The organism is Colwellia sp. MB02u-10 (genome assembly GCF_014077185.1).
GTDB lineage: Bacteria > Pseudomonadota > Gammaproteobacteria > Enterobacterales > Alteromonadaceae > Cognaticolwellia.
This window is the reverse complement of the sequence record NZ_JACGVK010000123.1, coordinates 84,958-105,292: the sequence shown is the minus strand read 5'-3', so window position 1 is coordinate 105,292 and position 20,335 is coordinate 84,958. Positions and strand designations below refer to the sequence as shown.

Below are 20,335 nucleotides of genomic sequence, written 5' to 3'. Positions count from 1 at the left end.
GATTAATCCAACAAGTAAGCAATTTTATGATTAAGTACGGCTAACGATTGTTCAGTAAAGAGCAGCAGTAGATCGAATTTAATAGGGTAGTTTTCGATACTATAACTAATTTCAATCGCGAGCGTTTTCTTCCATTTATTAGTATTTGTCGCAATTAATTCAGAAATTTTCCTATGTTGACCTAGCACGACCGGATGGCCCTGACTAAAGGACATATCAAGCTGCTCTGCAATACCACTTAAACACGCACCAATCAGTAAATTAGCCATGTCCATTAACAACTCTAACTCAACATTGTTATCAAATTTGTGTTCATATTTCATCAAGGAGGCAATGTCTTTAAAGCTTGAGTCATTGAGAATTAAAAGTGCTTCGCCTGAGATACCAGCACCAATAAAACCTTGACAGATACCTGAGGTTTCATCTTTGTTCTCAACGTCCGAAAGCGCCATGGTTAACTCGCTGACTTCAATTAAATTAACATTAGGAATAGGTAAAACAACAACAACGTCCAGTAAACGAGCGAGTAAATCACCTGCCTGCCCCATAGCTACATTGGTAATTTCTTTATAACAATCAATCATTTCACTATCAACTTTGACAATTGATTCTTGTGTTGCTGCCACAGCAGGCTTTATCACTGATGCGCTTTTTATTGAGCCTGTTGATTGATTTATCAGTTTAGCTGTTTCATTTTCATTTTCAGCAATGATGAGTTCTGCTTTACTAAAAACCCCATAAGCACTCAATACTTCAGTAAGTTTGCTTTTATCAACGGGTTTTTTAATGAAGTCTAATGCGCCTAAACCCTTCACTCTTTGATGTGCATCAGGTTGAATATCACCTGATATAACAATGGTAAGGGTTGGCAGGTCTTGTTTCAATATGGTTTCTAGTACTTGATAGCCGTCCATTTCTGGCATATTCAAATCAAGTAATAAGATATCACCTTTACCTGCCTTAATTGCCGCTATGGCTTCAATACCATTATTGGCAAATGTTATATCAGCATCCCAGCCATCAGGAAGTGAGCGCGCAACTTGTTTTCGCGCCATAGTAGAATCGTCACAAATAAGTAAGGAAGTTGGCATAACAGAAAAACCCTAGGTTGGGATAGCAAAAGATAACTCAAGTGACATTTTCAGCAAGATATATTCAGTAATAAAAGATCAATATATACTCATGCTATGATATTTAGTGGTAGTTTTTTTAAAATAAAATACGATTAATTCACATTTTTTTCTACACTTTTTTCTACACTTTTTTCTTACAAAAAGGTAAGCTTGGCTTCTAGTTTACCTTAAGTAAATATCGAAATTATGAATATTTTTAAAATAACCGCAATTGCCTTACTTAGCTCAGTATTTTTCTCTTCAGCCAACGCTGATATTTCTGTACCTGAACTGACAGAAACTACCAATTTAGTCATGGCAGGTAACAAGTACGTTACCTTACTTGGCAATCAAGTGAAAGTAGGAGATCAAGCACCTGACTTTAAGGTAGTAACTCAGTCATTTTCACCCGTTACCTTGGCTGAATTTAAGCATAAACCTGTGTTAATTTCAGTTGTACCGAGTTTAGACACCGGTGTTTGTTCTATTCAGACTAAGCGTTTTAATGATGAAGTAGCAAATTTACCCGAAAACGTAGTTATGTTAACAATAAGCAATGATTTACCTTTTGCTCAAAAACGTTTTTGTAAAGTTGAAAAAGTAGAAAATATCAAAGTGTTATCAGATGCTGTTTGGCGAGATTTTGGTCATAATTATGGTTTACTTATTAAAGATATGGGCTTGTTAACACGCGCTATTTTCATTATTGATGTCGACGGAAAAATCGCTTACAAAGAATTAGTCGGCAATATTTCTCAACACCCAGATTACGACACGGCGTTAACCAAATTAAGATCAATGAGTCCAACAGTTCAACCAACAAAAACTACAACAAGTGAGCATTCTGGCTAGCAATTTTCAAACGATAGCATGATGAGAGCCAATATAAAACATTAGCTCTCATCAACTAACAAACGTAAAACAAATAATTATATTATTAAAAATCAATAGTATAAAAATAAAAAACAACTCAACTACCCCCTTGCTGTTTAAATTAAATACATTAATCTCATCTTTAATAGTATAGTCGCCGATAGGGTCTACATTAACCGCCTATTCAGTATTGAAAGGCACAATTAAACGCTGTAAACGTTTAATTTCAGTTATCACAATTCGCAGCTTTAGCTGGTTTTAGCATCAACTTATAGCCATTTAAATCAACCTACTTTTTCATGAGAAAAATGGATACATGCCAGGCATGAAATTTAGTCAGGCGTTACGCTACTTATAAATTTTATCACACTGTATTTTTTCATTTTAACCCTTAAAAAGGTACAGCTAATTAACTTGCTATTACATACGGTTAATAAACACGACTCAGCACCAAGATCGTTGCTATTTTATTATCACTAAAGCGATATTAATATAATCCGCGCTAACGATTAAATTTATTGTGATACTGAACCATTCACTTTTCAGTATCACAATAAAGACACGTTAAGGGCTAGGCTTGTTATTTCGCCATAACATCAAGTAGCGCATATACCGTAGCTTCGACACCTGATTTAATCGCGGGCTCAGGGGTTATTTTAAATTGCGGGCTATGATGACTTGGCACAGCCGCGCCACCGGCTTGTGCACGCTCAAAATCAGCTTTTGGCGTGCCGCCTACTTTAAAATAAACACTAGGAATATAAGGCTGTGTGGTAAAAAAGCCAAAATCTTCTGCGCCCATACCCGTTTCTGCCGGCTCTAATAGCGCGTCAGCACCCATTTTTTCACTTAATACGTTTTTCAAACGCTTAGCCAATTTTTTATCATTAAAGGTCGGTGGATAAGCGAATTCACTGACCACTACTTCTGGTAATTTATCTTCTGGTACACCGGCAGTACGTGCTGTGCCTATAGCAATACGTTTAATTGCTGATAGTAACTGCTCACGTACCTCTGGTGTTAAACTTCGTACTGTTAACTGCAACTTAGCTTCATCTGAAATAATATTATGCTTAGTACCGGCATGAAATGAACCTACTGTAATAACACCCGCATAACGCGGCGCTAACTCACGACTAATAATCGTTTGTAAGTTATTCACAATTTGCGCACCGATCACGACAGGATCTTTACCTTGATGTGGTGAAGCACCATGAGCACCAATACCATGTACCGTAATATCAACTGTATCCGCACCGGCATAAGGTGAGCCTTCGTCTACAATTACCTTACCCGCTTCTGAATTAGCGGTAACATGAAAAGCAAAAGCATAATCAGGTTGACCAAAACGCTGCCATAAATTATCTGCCATCATCGCAGACGCTCCTGGGCCCTTTTCTTCTGCGGGTTGTCCTATAAGCATTAAGGTGCCTGACCATTTATCTTTATTTTCAGCCATATAGCGGCCAGTTCCCACTAGGCTCGTCATATGAACATCATGACCACAAGCGTGCATAACACCAACAGTTTCGTCATTCCAATTCTGCATTTTAACGGTTGAGGCATTAGCTAAGCCTGACTGCTCGACTACGGGCAAACCGTCCATATCGGCTCGTACCATGACCATTGGACCTTCGCCATTTTTCATTATCGCGACAATACCTGTGCCGCCAACACCTTGAGTAACTTCATAACCAACAGCACTCAATTCTTGCGCTAAACGTTTTGCTGTTTTAGTTTCCATTAATGATAATTCAGGATTACGATGAAAATGATCCCATAACGGTGCTAAGTGCTGTTGATAATCTTTTGCAATATCGTTAGCCGTGTTTTGTTCAAAGGCTAAAACGTTAGTCGTCGCAAAAGACGAGATTGTGAGTGCTGACGCAATTAAGATTGCTAATGTTTTACGCTTCATTTTCAACTCCATAGATTGTCTAAATATCATCCCATTTTTATAACGAATCACTTTAAAATCTTGATGACTTTATTGTTATAGCAAACAGAGTGGGTATGTAACTTACTCTACCTAGGCTCATTATCAATGTCTTGCTGTTTTCGCTAATCTGCCTAGATTCAACGACAGACGACCTTAATCTCTAGCCATTTATGTCTACTTATTATCTTATTCTTGTTGGTAATTAAAGCGACAGCTGACTGTACAAAGCTCAGTCATACCGAGTCTTTAACCACCCTTTCGCTTAACAAACATGCGCTTAATGGCACATTTGTTTACTTATTGATTTATGAGCCTCGGGGATAAGATTTTTTTAACAACAGCTAAAGCTTAATTAACCAACAAAAACTCAACCTAACATCAGAAGAAATAATCTACTTTTTTTATAAAAAAGTTACTGATATTAAATTTTTTATTGTGCTCAATATTGTGCTGAAAGTTAAATTAAATCTTACTTATGCTGCCCACAATATTGAGTTATCATTGCATAAACGCCAAGTCGATATTGTCTGCTGGTACAAGGGTAAATACCTCAACAGAGCCACATTAAAAATATTCAAAACTTAACCGCTTTGCAGCTTGAGTGTTAGCACTGATGGGCGCACACCTAATGTTATTTGCGTTGCGCGAGTGTCGTTATACAATAGTTTTCAAGATAGTTACCATTTTGTCAGAATATTAAAGGAATTCATCTAATGTCAGTCAGAGAGAAAATAACCATTGCCGGTGCTGGCCCCGTTGGTACTTTACTTGCCGTACTTTTAGCTCGACATGGTTATGCCGTTAATTTATTTGAATCACGACCTGACTCGCGCAATCATAATATTTATCAGGGTAAGTCGATTAACATTGCTTTGTCTGATCGGGGCTGGTTGGCATTAGCCGCTGTTGGTATTGAAGCAGAGATTAAACAACATGCCATTGCTATGCATAAGCGCGTAATGCATGCCATTGATGGCACGATTACCGAACAAGCATATGGTCAAGATGACCAAGCTATTTGGTCGGTTTCTCGTTCGGGTATTAATGAGCAGCTACTTGATTTAGCTGAGCAAGAGCCTTTAATAAAAGTGAAATTTGAACAACGTTTAGTTGATCTTGATTTTAGCGATGCCAGTGCTAGCTTTAGCCATGATCATAACCTTGAAAAAATATCAGCAGATATTTTATTTGGTGCCGATGGCGCTTTCTCAAAAGTGCGTCGCCTAGCACAAGACACGCCACGCTTTAGTTATAGCCAGTCTTATATGCCACAAAGCTATATTGAATTAAACATTCCAGCCAATGATGATGGTTCATTTAAAATAGCCAAAAACGCCTTACATATTTGGCCACGTAAAACCTTTATGCTGATTGCCTTACCTAACCCTGACGGCTCTTTCACTTGCACTTTATTTCTAGACTCTGAAGGTGAGGTTTCATTTTCTTCATTAACAAACCGCGCTGAGGTGGTTGCGTTTTTTGCAGAAAATTTTGCCGATGCACTACCTTTAATGGAAAATCCGATAGATGACTTTCTCAATAAAACCGCCAGCCCATTATTCCTGCTTAATGTTGACCCTTGGGTTATCAATAATACTGTCGCGTTAATTGGTGATGCAGCTCATGCCATGGTGCCTTTTTATGGTCAAGGCATGAATTGTGGTTTTGAAGATTGTCGAGTCTTAGACGAATTAATTACTGAATATCAGCAAGACTGGTCGAGAATATTTCCAGCTTATCAAGTGGCTAGAAAAATAAATGCGGATGCCATTAGTGAGTTAGCGAAAAGAAATTTTGTTGAAATGAGTGAGTTGTCAGGTCAGGCAAGGTTTTTATTACAGAAAAAAATAGAAGCAGAATTTCATCAACGCCATCCTACACTTTGGACTCCGCTATATACTATGGTGACCTTTTCGCCTTTACTGCCTTATTCTCAGGCCTTAGCACTGGGTGATATTCAGCAAGAGATTATGCAAAAAATAATGCAAATTCCCAATATCGAAAAATGTTGGCAAGCCGACTTTGTTTATGACAAATTGTGGCAATTAGCCCAAGCAGCATTTGGCGCTGGCCATACTGATTTAGTTAACCAGAAAAATTTAACCGACTATGATAAAGGCTAAAGCAGGCTCGAAAAAGGCAGGGTTAATCATGCCAACGCAAAGAAAAAGCCGCTAGCGAAAAAAAGATAACTGGCGCTCCTTTTCATCATTAAACCAGTGGGGTTGGGGATAATTATCAGGCACTGAAAACGATACTCATCAAGGGTTATTTTCTTAAAATTAGCCGTTGAAGGTGAGATTTATTCTTCAGCCGCTTGACGTTCGTAACCATTTATAACTAACCGCGATAAAGCAGCTTAGATTCATTAGTTAACTCAGCTGCTTTTAATTGTAGACAATAGCTAATGCGCTAAAACAAACAACAATTCTGCTAAATCAGGTTGCCATTGAAAGTTTTTTAATTTGATGCGCGCCCCTATAACTAACACTTGCTCAGCTTGCAGTAAGTCACGTTGTCGAGCAAAATTCTCGCTACCGGCTGCAAATGAAATTCTACCTTGAGCATTAATTACCCGATACCAAGGAACGGCTTGCCCATGCCAGCCGTTAGTTGGCACAGCAGCTAACGCTTTGCCTACTAAACGAGCCCGGCCAGGTAAACCTGCTAGATCAGCAATTTGGCCATAGCTGGCGACTTTTCCCGAAGGAATAGCCAGAACAGTTTGCCAAATTTTTATATGCTTGCTACTAAAAGGTTTACCAACATTTGAGCTTATATTACGCTTAATTACCAAGGCAAAATATTGCCATTGGAGTGTTTAAAAATACCACTTTGTGCCAAGGTTAATTGATTAATTAATGCAACTAGCTTTTTAGCCGCATCACTCGCGCTAATATCACCCCCATAATTAACCATCTCTGTTTGGACATAACCAGGATGATATATACCAACAGCCACTTTATTACTGGCAAGGTCATGACTCAACGACATGGCTGCCGCATTTAAAGCCGCCTTTGACATTCTGTATCCATAACGACCACCTGAGTCATTATCGGCAATAGAGCCCATTCTTGAGGTGATAAGTGCTACTTTTGCTCCTTGATTAAGCTGTTTTTGCAAACTGGCAACTACTCTTAGCGGTGCTAACGCATTGACTTCGAACTGCTCTCGTATCGTGCTTAGATCGAGATTAGCTAAACTTTCATCCCTTAAAACACCCGCATTACACACCAATACATCAATGTCGAGATGCTTTAATCCAGATACCATATTTGCTATACCCAAATCACTTGTTACATCGATATCTTCGATGATATTGACATCAAGCGCGGTTAACTCAACTGAAGTTTTTCGACACAGCGCAAAAACACGATCTCCTTGTGCCTTAAAGTGCATACACATGGCTAAACCTATGCCTCTATTCGCACCGGTAATCACAATATTATTGTTCATTGACTATCCTTATAGTTAAACGTTTTTATTGATATTAAATCATTAAAACTAAAAAACCACTTCAGTGAAGTGGTTTTTAATATGCTATCAAGCTTATTGACTAAGCGTTAGACTTATTTACTAAGCAGTGCGCTTACTCGCCACACTTACCTTCTTTAGCTTTTGTGGCTTTACCTTCACCACATTTACCTTTGGCTTTGGTCTTCATTTTACTTTCGCCACACTTGCCTTCAGTTTTAGCTTTGCCTTCCCCACATTTGCCTTCGGTTTTGGCTTTGCCTTTACCTTCACCACATTTGCCTTCGCCGCACTTACCTTCGGTTTTAGCTTTGGCTTTACCTTCACCACATTTACCTTCGCCGCACTTACCATTCTCGTGGCCGTCAGCTGACACTATAGTCATTACATTTTGCACAGCAAATGGGTTAGTTTCTGCTTGCACTGGCATTGTTGCCGCAACAGTTAATACAAATAAGCCTAATAAAGCCGCAATTGAAGATTTTTTAATTAATTTCATTATATTTTCCTTTTAATTTTAATTTTTTATTTAGGTACTACATCTACTAGGTATAACTATTAACAAAGACCATACTGGATATAAATAAATTTCAAGTGCTGTAAATTTTTTATATAAATTTAAAGAAATTTTGTATCTACAACACTGTCAGATTAGCTTTGTCTACATGAAACCACAAGTAAAAAAACTCACCTATTTAACTTCTGCATTAGCCACTTTTAGTAGCAAAATGTCGTTAACATGATTAATTATCATTCTCTTTTTGTCAAAAAAAAATTACATAAACATGACTAAGCTCACTTAACCTTACTAACGCCACTTAATTTTCATCACAAAAACACATTAGCTCTGAATAATTTTCTGGTGGAGCTTAGGTTTTTGAGCAATTTTTAACACTAAAAAAATAGAAAATAAATAAGTAGCCTGCTATTTATTTTTAGTTGTTATGGTGGCTTAATGTTATTATTGCCTGATGATTACCCTTGGGTAAATCAACATTAATGGCAACTAAAGTGCGTTGCCTGTTGAGAACACATTGCTCTTAGCATAAGGTATTTAATAAAACACCATTGAATAACGTCTACCGCCTCAAATATTACAGCTAATAACGTATGCATACCCCAATAGAAACCAAAGTAAAAAAAATTATCCTAGCACCTATGGAAGGTGTTGCCGATGAGTTAATGCGTAAGACACTGACATCTCTGAATAATTATGATTTTTGTATAACAGAATTTATTCGTATTGTTGACGCCTTAATGCCTGAGCATGTTTTTAGAAGAATGTGTCCTGAACTAGAGAATGGCTGTAGAACTCAAAGTGGTACACCTTTGAGAATTCAGTTACTCGGCCAAGAGCCCAATTGGATGGCTGAAAATGCGGTTAGGGCATTAGACATGGGCTCATACGGTATTGATGTTAATTTTGGTTGCCCAGCTAAAACCGTTAACAAAAGCAAAGGCGGCGCTGTTTTGCTGAACGAGCCAGAAAAAATCTACCAAATAATGGCTAAAATGAGAGCTGCCATTGGCCTTGATGCAACTTTATCAGCGAAAATTAGGCTAGGTTTTAACGATGCGTCAAAGCTAGATGAAATTGTTAGTGCCATCGAGTCAGCTCAAGTTGACCAATTAACCATTCATGCTCGCACCAAGCAAGATGGCTACCGACCTCCTGCTTACTGGCACTTTATTGGCCAAATAAGACAAAAATACGCTATTGAGATATTTGCTAACGGTGAAATTTGGAGTCAAAGTGACGCGGCTAACTGTATAACGCAAAGCCAAACACCCAACCTAATGCTGGGGCGTGGCGCATTAGCCCTACCCAACTTAGCCAATGTGATTAAGTTTGATGAAAAACCTATGCCTTGGTCTGAACTAAGCTTGTTGTTAATAAGTAATAGTGAATTTGACTTAAAAGGTAATAAAAGCTTTTATTTTTCAAGTCGTTTAAAACAATGGTTGCGTTATTTAAAGTTACAATACCCACAAGCAGATACCTTATTTAATAATATCAAACGATTAAAAGATAAAGATGAAATTCTTCATCAAATAGATATCGCCGCATCGATATAGAAAATCAAGCTAACGTAGTAAACCCGCCGCCTTATCAACATTAGCTATAATGTTGATAAAACTATTATTAGACTAACGCAGATTTTTATCATCCAACAAGGTAAGATAATTGTTATTAAAGACCATTAATTTACCTTAAATAAGAAGTAACGATAGTGAAGAACGGTTCAGAGTTAAGAGCACGATATAACGACGTAAATCGTGGTGTCTACTTTATTGGCACAACCCCGCCTAAAAGTGATACACCCATTGAACAAGTATCAACCATTGCCGATAAATTACTTGAGCGTGTAAGCGACATCGACTTTGACGGTTTAATTGTTTATGACATTCAAAATGAGGATTCACGGACCTCAAAACCACGGCCTTTTCCTTTTAAGTCGACGCATGATCCTCGACTTTACTCTTCACTTTTACAGCAAAAGTCAAACCGACCGGTAATTACTTACAAGAGTGTCGTACAATCAAACGGGGATGCTTTTAATCAGTGGGCTAATGAAGCCTGGCATGAATATGGTATTCGCGACATTGTGTTGGTTGGAAGCCCTTCACGGCAAAATAATATTAGCCTACCTTTAGGCGATGCCTATAAAACCTTAGTAAACAATGAAAACAACTTTTTTATTGGCGGTATTACTATTGCTGAGCGCCATGCAAATAAAGGCAACGAACATGTTAAATTAATTGAAAAACACCAGCAAGGTTGCAATTTTTTTATCTCGCAAGCCATTTACAATGCCCAAGCAACCATTGATATGTTAACGCGCTATGCCATTGAATGTCAGCAACAAGGTATAAAGCCACAACGTATTATTTTAACTTTCTCTCCTTGTGGCAGTAAAAAAACCTTAGCGTTTATTGAGTGGTTAGGAGTCAGTGTTCCTGAAGCAACAAGTTTACGTATTTTAAATGCTGAGCGCCCCTTATACGAATCAATTAGAATTTGCAGCAATACCTTGGTTCAGATACTTGATGCGGTATTACCCTACAAAGTACCTTTAGGGCTTAATATTGAGAGTTTAACCAACCGTAAAGAAGAAATTGACGGTTCAATATTACTTTATAAACTCTTACGTTCAACCATGGATAATTATTTAGCTAAACAAGAACTCAGTGGACTTTTTACTGATTAATTAAGCATTTTTCTCATCGTTATACGCTATGCTTAATTGAAATGTTATTTATTTCAATTACAAGGTAATGGAGGCTTAAATATGTCAGGTACAGCGATGGTTGTGTTAATTGTATTTATTTCAGTTGGCTTTGGGGTAATATTCGACATGTACAAAAAGCATTTAGAATTTAAAACCAAAACCTTAGACCACAACAGCCAAAGTAATGAACAAGCTGTAGCGATGACAAAACAAGTACAAGCACTTGAAGAGCGTATGCAAGTGCTAGAAAAAATTGTCACCGATGAAGGCTATAGCGTACAAAAAGAGATTAATAAACTCTAAGCTGCAAACGCTAAACTACAAGTTTTTACTATTGGTAATTATGATGGTGGTGATTATGGTCATGACCAAAAGGATCAAGTGTTAATATGAAGTTAATCATGAGAACCGAATTTGAAAACTTACAAAAAAATCCACTTCATGGTTATCAAAGTGATGTTAATGGTGAAAAGCAGGTCGTAAAATTATATCGAAATGATCAACTTATTGCGAAAAAGATCACGCTAAAAAAGTCTATTCGATATTTTGCTGTTGATAGCTATCAGCAATTTCTCACTGATGAAACTGAGTAAACCCAACTACGACTAACTATCTGATCAGATAAACGTCTGATCGGATAAATACCTAATAAATAAATACACCGCCTGCATCACTATATTGCAATGTACTTCCCTTATCGCATTTGGTGCTTATTTGGTATTACCACACCAAAACCACTCAATAAAGGTAGGTTTTAGCGCTGCAATAGCGAGGTAGAGTTGACGGTAGATGTGATACATTCTAATGATTTATAAGGCAGTTACTAAGAACTTTTTAGATTAACCAAACATATTAACTTTCCAAATCTTCAGTTAAAGAAGCCAAGGTTTTACCATGTGGGATCGGCTGTTTGGATTCAGGATCAACCTGAACAAAAACGATATCATCCGCCAAGCATATTGTTTTTTTCGTCACCTTATTGCGCATAATGCATGTAATGGTAATCGACGACCTTCCAACCGCTTTAGTTGATAAACCAAACTCAACAATGTCACCTTGTTGAGCCGACGATTCAAAGTTTATGGCGCCAATATGCTTAGTAACCAAACAGTTTGTTTCTAGTTGGCAAATGGCATATATAGCAGCTTCCTCATCAATCCAAGCTAATGCCCTGCCGCCGAAGAGTGAATTGGCATAATTTAAATCATTAGGCAAAATTAAACGGCGAGATAAAAAGCGCATAGGTATCCTTATTATAGCTATCAGCCAACTCAAAGTAGTGTTGGCTGATGAACAAAAATTTATTTTTTACAAAGATTTGCCAGCAATAATGTCTTGAACTAATTCCAAGCCAGACTGCTTACATTCAGGTAAGTCAACATCGGTTGTTGATAAAGCGTGCGTTCTATCACCCCATTTCACCACATGAGCGCTCCATGTTAAACCACCACCAAAGGCTGGAAGTAACACATAAGATTGCTTTGCAATAAAGCCTTCTTCTATCGCTTCTACAAAGGCCACTAAGGTGGTTGCCGCTGACATGTTGCCATATTTATGAATGTTGATAAATACCTTTTCTTTGTCCATTTTAAGACGTTTTACTAGGGTATCAATAATACGTAAATTTGCTTGATGAGGAACAACACTGGCCATTTGGTCAGCACTAAGTTGCGCTTGTGCTAGTGCTTTTTCACAAGCCTGCGCCATACCTGAAACCGCTTTTTTAAAAATATCGGGCCCTAAAAACGCCCAATTAGACTGCCCAAGCAAACGTCCTTTATTAGCATATTTCATGCCCCAACCTTCAACAGCAAGAATATCTCGAGATTCGCCATAACAGCCTAAAGCTTGCGTTATAACACCAGTTTCTTCTGCACTTTCTTCCAAATAAAGCGCTGCTGCACCGTCACCAAATAAGACAGCAACATCACGATTACTCCAGTCCATAATGGGTGAAATAGTCTCAGCTCCAATAACCAGCGCTGATTTAACCACGCCACTTTTTATCATAGAAGTTGCAACACTTAAACTATACATACCACCAGTACAAGCGGTACTAACGTCCATACAAGCGGCATTCTCAGCTCCTAGTAAACGCTGGACGTTCGAGGCTGCGTTAGGACAAATCTGATCAAAGGTGGTGCTGCCAAAAACAATCAATTCAACATCTTTGGCAGTTTTACCTGCAGCAGCTAATGCTCGCGCACAGGCAACATGGGCTAACTCACTGACGGTAACATGAGAAATTCTTCGCTCTTTCATGCCTGTGCGAGAAGTTATCCATTGGTCATCTGTTTCTAAAAACGTTGCTAAATCATCATTGGTAAGAATAGCAGGCGGTAAGCATTTGCCCCAACCGGTAATTGCTGCGTATGTCATAGGAAACCTTATTTTGCTGTTATTTTTACTTTTAAAAAGCAAAGAATAGTCTTTTTTTATGACCACATCATACTACAAAAAAAACAGTATATTAACGGCTATTTACTGTATTTACATCAAGTTGATTTAAAATTTGGTCAGTCGATAAAGGCTAGCATTAAATACCTGCTAAAAAGTCAGCATTTTTATCTCTCCTGCTGCCGTCCTTCTTCTCTTTCTGTGAATTATTTTATTTTTTACAGGGAGGAAACAATGAGAAAATAATGAGGAAAGACTTAAACCTTTTAGGGACGTTCTATTGATACAAGTTGATTTGAAATTTGAAAAGTTGATAAAAAATAGCATTACATACCACCTAAAAAGTCAGCGTTTTACCTCTCCTGCGGTCCTCTTGCTTCTCTCCCTGTGAATTATTTTATTTTTTTACAGGAAGGAAACAATGAGAAAACAATGAGGAAAAACTTAAACCTTTTAGGGAAGTTCTATTGATATAAAGTTGAACAGTTAATTTTAAAATTTTTGAAGCTAAAGTTTCGCCATTATTAACGCATAACTATTGCGCCAATCTTTATAATCAATGGGAATATTGATAAGCGCTTGGTTGTTAACTAAAACTAACGCAGGAAAACCGTTAATTGGCATCGTACTCATTTGGATAATTTCTTTTTTCAGAGCCTTATCAAGCTGCTGGCTGTTCATTTGTTGCAAAAAATCATTGCCGTCCAAGCCAATTTCAATCGCTAACTTATGTAAGGTATCGATATCGGATGGATTTTTGGCCTGTAAATAATAAGCATGCTGAATAGCTGTCAGCATGATTTGTTCTTTATTGCTAGCTCTTGCAATGAGTGCAGCGCGACAAGCCGGAAAGGTAGAGCGCCTTGGCTGACAATCACGCCAAAAATCAAAATTAAATGCTGTACCAAGTTGCTCAGAAATATTTCGCCAAGTTTGCTGTAAAAAATTTTGCATTTCGTCTGGCATAATTTCATCGCAATCTTGTGCTAAACCACCAAGCCCATAGATAATATCAATATGTGGCGTAAGTTCTTGTTGCAGTCTATTCCAAGTAGGTGCATAACCCCAACACCAGCTGCACATTGGGTCATAAATATAATATAAAGTAGAGGTCATATTCATTTTAGATCAGGGAGTTGTAGTGATAACAACTAGCATACTAACTTCAATCTAACATTTCATTATAAATCTATTATCTAAAGTCTACATTTAGTTAAAACGCCGCAGTAACTTCAATTAAAACCAAGTAAGAAGAAGGTTATGTAACAGATAAATTAAACATTAATAAGTAAATTACATGTTAAAAAATTAGTTGTAACGATAATAATTACTGCCTTAACTTCAGCGTTTAATGCCTCCGCACTACAAATATCTGAATGCAAGACCAGTGAATGTCTGACTTACTTTAAGTTATTTAAAAAAGCCTAAAATCGTGGCCATAAAAATGCCATGTATAATTTAGCAAAGTTTTATCACTATAGTTTTGGTACTGAAATTGATAAAGCTAGGGCGCTTAATTTTTATAAAAAAGCAGGTATGCCTGGGCTAGGCGAAGCAGAATACAGAGCTGGAATGCTACTCTTAACTGACGAAGAGATTTATAACTTTGATGATGGTATAAACTGGTTACAGCAAGCATCGAGAAAGGGCCAGCCAAACGCCGAATTTTTATTAGGACAAAATTTTTTTCAAGGCAAAGATATACTAATGCAGATACTTGGTTGACTAAAGTCCACGAAAGCCACCCTATCAAAATGGCAAGTTGGCTTAAAGAAGCACAGCTAACTGAAGCCTTTAATGAAAACAACTTGCCCTCATTGTATAAAGTATTTGAAACAACCCCTCTTAAAAGTTTCGACTCTACTTCATCTGACAATATTGAAGTTATAACCGTCACCACAATGTATAGAAACTCGCTATTAGGCTATATGTTAACTGAATTTAAAAACGAATTACATCAACAGGAACTCGACTGCCAAATATTACTTGTGACCAAAACCTCGCATATAATAAAAAGTTGTTAAATGAAATACAGTATTTGGGTTAGTCAATAATAATAGCTATTATCGAAGGTATAAAATGAATTAGGCAAAACTTGATCTTACAAGTTTAATAATGAAGTCTACTAAAATTGACAACTTAGTGTGCACAGAAGAAATAAAGCTGCCATAACTTTCTTATCCTGTGGCGCTAAGGGGGGCAAAGCGCCATAGAAATTTTGCCCTATTAATCTGTTTATACTGTCCCAATTTACGCTCGCTTTCTTCAAAAAGAAAAATCAAAGTTCCTCGCCTACAAAATCGATTTGAATGTTCATGTATTGCTTGGACGATTTCGCTAAGGTGCTTTCGCCCCCGTAACGGCTTACAAACCTACAAATTTTTAGCAAACTAAAAGGCAAAAAGCAAGACGCGACCCTATTCACACGTCTGGCTTACCCATTGACTAAATCAGGTTTAGATGACCACGACAATATAATCTATAAAACTTATGAAAAATGACTTTTTATTCTACCTATACTCCAACGACTATGTACGGCGGAACCAACAAAGACTACACTGATCACCCAGTATACATAAGGTAGACAGCTTGTTGCTCAATGCTGAGAACAGCTGTAGCACTAACTCTGCTATACATTCCCTATACACGAAATAATTAAAGGACTTGATATGAAAAGCATAACCCTTTCTACACCGGGCGGTCTTGACCAGCTCAAACTTAACCATAGCGCGGAACCCGGTGAACCGGGGCCTGGCGAAATTCGAGTACGTATTCGAGCCTGTTCTCTCAACTTTCACGATTATGCAGTGGTTGTCGGAGCCATCTCGACCGAAGACAACCGCATCCCCATGGCTGATGGCGCCGGCGTTGTAGAAGCCATAGGTGAAGGTGTCAGCGAATTTAAGATTGGTGAACCTGTCGTGTCGACATTCTTTCCTGATTGGCTAACTGGCCCTGCTCTTATTGGAAACTTCAGTACCACACCCGGCGATGGCCAAGATGGTTACGCCTGCGAGCAAGTTGTACGCCCAACGAACTGGTTCACCCACGCCCCTAAAGGCTACACCCATGCAGAAGCCGCTACATTGACCACCGCAGGCTTAACCGCATGGAGAGCGCTTGTTGTTGATGGTGGGCTGAAAGCAGGCGATACCGTACTCACGATGGGCACCGGTGGTGTGTCTATCTTTGCACTGCAATTTGCCAAAATGATGGGTGCTCGGGTTATTTCTACGTCGTCTTCAGACGAAAAACTGGAACGGCTCACCGCGATGGGTGCCGACCACACCATCAATTACAAAACCACACCGGCCTGGGGCACTAAGGTTCAGGAAATGACTGGTGGCAAGGGCGTCGACCACGTTATTGAAGTGGGTGGCCCTAGCACTCTGCCAGAATCTATTGATGCCGTTCGCATTGGTGGCCATATCTCGCTCATTGGGGTGTTGACTGGCTGGGCTGGGGATATTCCAACCGCAAAACTGATGGCGAAACAAGTCCGTCTGCAAGGACTGATTGTAGGCAGCCGAGACCATCAGCAAGAAATGATCCGCGCGATTGAAGCAAACGATATGCACCCGATTATTGACCGGTCATTTGCGCTGGAAGAGATCGCTGACGCGTTCCGCTACCAAGAGTCTGGCAAGCATTTCGGCAAAATCTGCCTAGAGTTTTAATCCGAGTAATATATGGCCAGCCATTTGTGAAACCATTTCTTTGCATCTAGTGGTGGGATGCCCAACTTGGTTATGGTGGGCTTAGCCAATCCAATCCGCAGCGGCTTATGGGCCACTGCGGCCTTATAATGTTTGATTGAGTATGCATCACAAAGCAACTATTTTTCCGGGTGGGGCGATAACGAGATAAAAATATACTGCTTATGTCTGCTTTCTCTGGAAATAGTGAGCGTAATATTGAAATTCATTAATCTCAAATTTTAGACCGCTTTGTGGCCAGCCTGTATGAAAACTATTTCGAACTTGCGTAATTGGATAATATCAACGTAAAAAGGCCCCATAGATTAAATTCTGTAGTACGTTTGAGGTAAAACCATCTGGTAATTCACGTAGCGTCGCATAAAAAATTTACTCTGAGAGTTTTCACACAGCCTGTGGCAAAAGCTGAATTCATATTTGTAAGATCAGATATGAGCCACTAATGTATATCACGGTTTTAATCTCACTTTTTTAAATTAACTTGAATGCCTTTGATAACCGACTCCCTTTGACTTACCGCGCCCAGTTTATTTATAGCATTGATGGTGTCGCCATTATCCCGGCATAGAGGAAGAGTGCTACACCATTAAAAGAGAAGAGCTAGCCTTTACGATGTAAAATAAACCATCTGCCATCGTAAGATCTTTATTTAATGTCGCCATAAAGATATTCATCTTTTGTTTACAGACCAATTGATTTTCTTTAGCGATAAAGTAATCATCTATGACATTATTTTTTTCATCATCCATTAATGCTAAATGGTCTAAACCAAGTCAGTTCACAGCTTCACTTTTATTATTATCCTGTCAGCTTAAAGCGGTAAATAATAAGGAAGGAGGTTGATGAAAAAACGCCATTTAAAACGCTTTATCAGCAGAATTTATCATTTCTCAAGCATTAGAACACCTTAAATAAAGGCATTGTTTTTCGTTAACAACTAAGAGTTACTGATCTTTATCAGCATTTCCCAACACAAGTTAGAAATATTGACCAAGTACAACTAAGCTCATAATTCAGCGATTAATGGAAACTGTTATGTGTAAATTGTGCGGAATATTTTTTATTTTATATTGTGTTTTGCTCTCAATGCATGCCTTAGGAACTGTAGAAGCGCCGTATTTAAAGCCATTAGCCAATAACGTTCAGCAAGAGATAAGTATTAATGCAAACACTTCGGTTGTGCCATTATTGACCATCAAAGGTGCTATTGGGCCTGCCGTTAGTGACTATTTAGTGCGAGAAATAAATAGCGCTAATATGGCCAGTAACATTCCTTTAATTATTATCACACTCGATACTCCTGGTGGCTTAAGTGCCAGCCTACGTGACATTAATAAAAGTATCTTAAATTCTACTATTCCAATCGCCTGTTTAGTTTACCCACAAGGAGCACGCGCCGCGAGTGCAGGTACTTATATACTTTATGCTTGCCATATTGCTGCTATGGCTCCCGCCACCACTCTGGGCGCTGCAACACCGGTTAATATTGCTGGGCCAATGACGCCACCAGCAGAAAATAAGGCACAAAAAAACGCACCTTCTGCGATGGAGAACAAGGTATTAAATGATGCCATTGCCTATATTCGTTCACTCGCACAATTACGATCTCGTAATGAACTATGGGCTGAAAAAGCCGTTACAGAAGCGGCAACGTTAACAGCGAAAGAAGCACTAAAAGAAAATGTCATCACCTTAATCGCTCAGTCGCCACAAGTGTTATTAAATAAACTAGAGGGTCAGCAGATAGCGATAAAACAGAAAAATATTAAATTATCCTTACAAGGTGCTGAAATACTGAGTAAAAAACCAGACTGGCGTAGCCAATTTATTGCCACCATTACCGACCCTAATATTGCCTATATTTTAATGCTACTGGGTATTTATGGTTTGTTATTAGAATTCTACAGCCCTGGTGTCGGCATAGCGGGCATCATCGGCGGTATATCATTACTTATCGCTTTATATGCCCTGCAGTTATTACCCCTGAATTTTGCGGGTGTTGCCCTACTCTTGTTAGGCGTAACACTCATGGTGATGGAATCACTGATACCCAGCTTTGGTATTTTTGGCCTCGGTGGTATTAGCGCATTTGTTTTAGGCTCGATATTTTTATTCGACACTAAACTTGAGCAATTTAAAGTTTCACTGCCATTAATTGCCAGTTTTGCTTTTGTCTCTGCACTCTTTATTGTCTTTGCCTTGGGTTTTATCTACCGAGCCCGAAAAAATAAAATCGTCAGTGGTCAAGAAGAAATAATTAATGCTTGGGTTACGGTGGAAAATGACTTCACTCGTAAGGGTTATGTGCTCTTTAATGGCGAGCGTTGGGCGGCTAGCAGCCCTCTAGCCTTAAAAAAAAGTCAACAGGTACAAGTGCAAGCAATTAATGGCCTAACCCTTGTTTTAGCGCCAGCAATCAACACAACAACTCAGGAGCAAGATAATGACTTCACTATTTAATAATTCAGAATTATTCACCGGCTCAATTATTTTTTTACTTATTGCCTTTTTTTTCAGTGCTTTTAGAATTTTACGAGAATATGAACGCGGAGTGGTTTTTTTACTTGGACGATTTTATAAAGTGAAAGGGCCTGGTTTTATTCTTGTTATTCCCTTTATCCAACAAATGGTAAAAGTTGATTTACGTATCGTGGTGATGGATGTACCTAGCCAAGACGTTATCAGCCGCGATAATGTCTCAGTAAAAGTTAATGCGGTTATTTATTTTCGAGTTATTGACCCACAAAAAGCGATTATCAATGTCGAAGACTATTTACAGGCAACGTCTCAACTTGCACAAACCACCTTGCGTTCGGTGTTAGGGCAACATGAATTAGACGAAATGCTCGCGAATAGAGATATGTTAAATGCCGATATTCAAACCATTTTAGATGTCAGAACCGACAGTTGGGGTATAAAAGTGTCTAATGTTGAAATTAAACACGTTGATTTAAATGAAACTATGATCCGCGCGATTGCCAGACAAGCCGAAGCAGAGCGAACTCGTCGAGCCAAAGTTATTCATGCTACAGGGGAATTAGAGGCGTCAACTCACCTGACCCAAGCCGCCAATCAACTGGCCAAAGAGCCTGATGCTATTATGCTACGTTATTTACAAACCTTAACAGAAATTGCTGGTGAGAAAAATTCTACTATTATTTTCCCTTTACCCATGGAGCTGATCAGCGGTCTTATTAAATCAACAGACAAAACAACCAAATAATAGCAAAAGAACACACGCTATTATTTTTTACTCATTATTATAATATTAACGTTAATCTCTTATGACAAGGGGTTAACTCCCCTTAATAGCATTACCTAGTAAACCATAATCTTGAAACAGTAAACTTTGCATTAAACAGCCAAGAAAAAGCCGCTAAACTTGAACCTGTGCTTGCCTTACGTGCTGAATAAATGTTAACTGTAGCTATATAAAATTATTGTTTAAAACAGAACATATACCTGCGGTGACTGGTTAGTTTTACCACCGTCTATCGAGATAATATTTTACGCACTTGAACCCAGACACCAAGAAGTAAAGCATAACAGTCTATGTTGATATTAGTTTATTAACTTGAGTTATCGACAATAAAA

Annotated in this window: 20 protein-coding genes; 11 read left to right on the top strand and 9 right to left on the bottom strand. The window is 38.4% G+C overall.

The window, feature by feature from the left end; all coding sequences use genetic code 11:
* Positions 1–2 precede the first annotated feature (2 nt).
* A complete protein-coding gene (locus tag H4J59_RS12385; protein WP_182239795.1) occupies positions 3–1,091 on the bottom strand; it encodes a response regulator in 1,089 nt (362 codons plus the stop codon).
* Positions 1,092–1,319: 228 nt separating this feature from the next.
* On the opposite strand from H4J59_RS12385, the gene tpx reads away from it, so the two are divergent.
* Entirely contained in the window at positions 1,320–1,964 is a 645-nt protein-coding gene (gene tpx, locus H4J59_RS12380; protein ID WP_182239793.1) for a thiol peroxidase, read from the top strand.
* Positions 1,965–2,565: 601 nt separating this feature from the next.
* Here the strand turns inward: tpx and H4J59_RS12375 are convergent.
* A complete protein-coding gene (locus H4J59_RS12375; protein ID WP_182239791.1) occupies positions 2,566–3,903 on the bottom strand; it encodes an amidohydrolase in 1,338 nt (445 codons plus the stop codon).
* 734 nt (positions 3,904–4,637) lie between these two features.
* Here H4J59_RS12375 and H4J59_RS12370 point away from each other — a divergent pair.
* Positions 4,638–6,047 carry an NAD(P)/FAD-dependent oxidoreductase gene (locus tag H4J59_RS12370; RefSeq protein ID WP_182239789.1) on the top strand — a complete coding sequence of 470 codons (1,410 nt, stop codon included), beginning with the start codon at positions 4,638–4,640 and terminating at the stop codon, positions 6,045–6,047.
* Positions 6,048–6,328: 281 nt separating this feature from the next.
* Here the strand turns inward: H4J59_RS12370 and H4J59_RS12365 are convergent, their stop codons facing one another.
* From H4J59_RS12365 to H4J59_RS12355, 3 genes are all read right to left on the bottom strand, one after another.
* Positions 6,329–6,721, bottom strand: coding sequence for an MGMT family protein (locus tag H4J59_RS12365; protein ID WP_220469810.1), 393 nt, complete (start codon positions 6,719–6,721; stop codon positions 6,329–6,331).
* Complete coding sequence (locus H4J59_RS12360) at positions 6,715–7,380, bottom strand: SDR family oxidoreductase (RefSeq protein WP_182239787.1); 666 nt, start codon at positions 7,378–7,380, stop codon at positions 6,715–6,717. Before H4J59_RS12360 ends, H4J59_RS12365 begins: the two co-directional genes overlap by 7 nt.
* 133 nt (positions 7,381–7,513) lie before the next feature.
* Complete coding sequence (locus H4J59_RS12355) at positions 7,514–7,897, bottom strand: hypothetical protein (protein ID WP_182239785.1); 384 nt, start codon at positions 7,895–7,897, stop codon at positions 7,514–7,516.
* A gap of 611 nt (positions 7,898–8,508) precedes the next feature.
* Between H4J59_RS12355 and H4J59_RS12350 the strand changes: the two genes are divergently transcribed.
* From H4J59_RS12350 to H4J59_RS12335, 4 genes are all read left to right on the top strand, one after another.
* On the top strand, positions 8,509–9,474 hold the full coding sequence (locus tag H4J59_RS12350; protein WP_182239783.1) for a tRNA-dihydrouridine synthase: 966 nt from the start codon (positions 8,509–8,511) through the stop codon (positions 9,472–9,474).
* A gap of 155 nt (positions 9,475–9,629) precedes the next feature.
* Positions 9,630–10,607 (top strand): methylenetetrahydrofolate reductase, encoded by a 978-nt coding sequence (locus H4J59_RS12345; RefSeq protein WP_182239781.1) that lies wholly within the window; start codon positions 9,630–9,632, stop codon positions 10,605–10,607.
* Between the two features lie 81 nt (positions 10,608–10,688).
* A complete protein-coding gene (locus H4J59_RS12340) occupies positions 10,689–10,931 on the top strand; it encodes a hypothetical protein (RefSeq protein WP_182185053.1) in 243 nt (80 codons plus the stop codon).
* An 86-nt stretch (positions 10,932–11,017) separates the two neighbouring features.
* Positions 11,018–11,221: a hypothetical protein gene (locus H4J59_RS12335; RefSeq protein ID WP_182239779.1), complete on the top strand. Its 204-nt coding sequence runs from the start codon at positions 11,018–11,020 to the stop codon at positions 11,219–11,221.
* Between the two features lie 259 nt (positions 11,222–11,480).
* Here H4J59_RS12335 and H4J59_RS12330 read toward each other — a convergent pair whose 3' ends face one another.
* The 3 genes from H4J59_RS12330 to H4J59_RS12320 all read right to left on the bottom strand — a co-directional run bounded on the left by H4J59_RS12330 (position 11,481) and on the right by H4J59_RS12320 (position 14,147).
* Positions 11,481–11,870, bottom strand: a complete 390-nt coding sequence (locus H4J59_RS12330) for an acyl-CoA thioesterase (protein ID WP_182232378.1) — start codon at positions 11,868–11,870, stop codon at positions 11,481–11,483.
* 66 nt (positions 11,871–11,936) lie between these two features.
* Positions 11,937–13,007, bottom strand: coding sequence for a beta-ketoacyl-ACP synthase 3 (locus tag H4J59_RS12325; RefSeq protein ID WP_182239777.1), 1,071 nt, complete (start codon positions 13,005–13,007; stop codon positions 11,937–11,939).
* Positions 13,008–13,532: 525 nt separating this feature from the next.
* Complete coding sequence (locus H4J59_RS12320; protein ID WP_182239775.1) at positions 13,533–14,147, bottom strand: DsbA family protein; 615 nt, start codon at positions 14,145–14,147, stop codon at positions 13,533–13,535.
* A gap of 327 nt (positions 14,148–14,474) precedes the next feature.
* On the opposite strand from H4J59_RS12320, the gene H4J59_RS12315 reads away from it, so the two are divergent.
* The 3 genes from H4J59_RS12315 (at position 14,475) to H4J59_RS12305 (ending at position 16,702) form a co-directional block, all read left to right on the top strand.
* Positions 14,475–14,750, top strand: coding sequence for a tetratricopeptide repeat protein (locus tag H4J59_RS12315; protein ID WP_182239773.1), 276 nt, complete (start codon positions 14,475–14,477; stop codon positions 14,748–14,750).
* 29 nt (positions 14,751–14,779) lie between these two features.
* Positions 14,780–15,049, top strand: coding sequence for a hypothetical protein (locus tag H4J59_RS12310; protein ID WP_182239771.1), 270 nt, complete (start codon positions 14,780–14,782; stop codon positions 15,047–15,049).
* 645 nt (positions 15,050–15,694) lie between these two features.
* The gene (locus H4J59_RS12305; protein WP_182239769.1) at positions 15,695–16,702 is read left to right on the top strand and encodes an NAD(P)-dependent alcohol dehydrogenase; all 1,008 of its coding nucleotides are present in this window, start codon (positions 15,695–15,697) and stop codon (positions 16,700–16,702) included.
* 617 nt (positions 16,703–17,319) lie between these two features.
* Here the strand turns inward: H4J59_RS12305 and H4J59_RS12300 are convergent.
* On the bottom strand, positions 17,320–17,490 hold the full coding sequence (locus H4J59_RS12300; protein WP_182239767.1) for a hypothetical protein: 171 nt from the start codon (positions 17,488–17,490) through the stop codon (positions 17,320–17,322).
* A 286-nt stretch (positions 17,491–17,776) separates the two neighbouring features.
* On the opposite strand from H4J59_RS12300, the gene H4J59_RS12295 reads away from it, so the two are divergent.
* Complete coding sequence (locus H4J59_RS12295) at positions 17,777–19,201, top strand: nodulation protein NfeD (protein WP_259369507.1); 1,425 nt, start codon at positions 17,777–17,779, stop codon at positions 19,199–19,201.
* Positions 19,185–19,964: a slipin family protein gene (locus H4J59_RS12290; RefSeq protein WP_182239766.1), complete on the top strand. Its 780-nt coding sequence runs from the start codon at positions 19,185–19,187 to the stop codon at positions 19,962–19,964. The genes H4J59_RS12295 and H4J59_RS12290 overlap by 17 nt, the downstream gene beginning before the upstream one ends.
* The last annotated feature ends 371 nt before the right edge of the window (positions 19,965–20,335 follow it).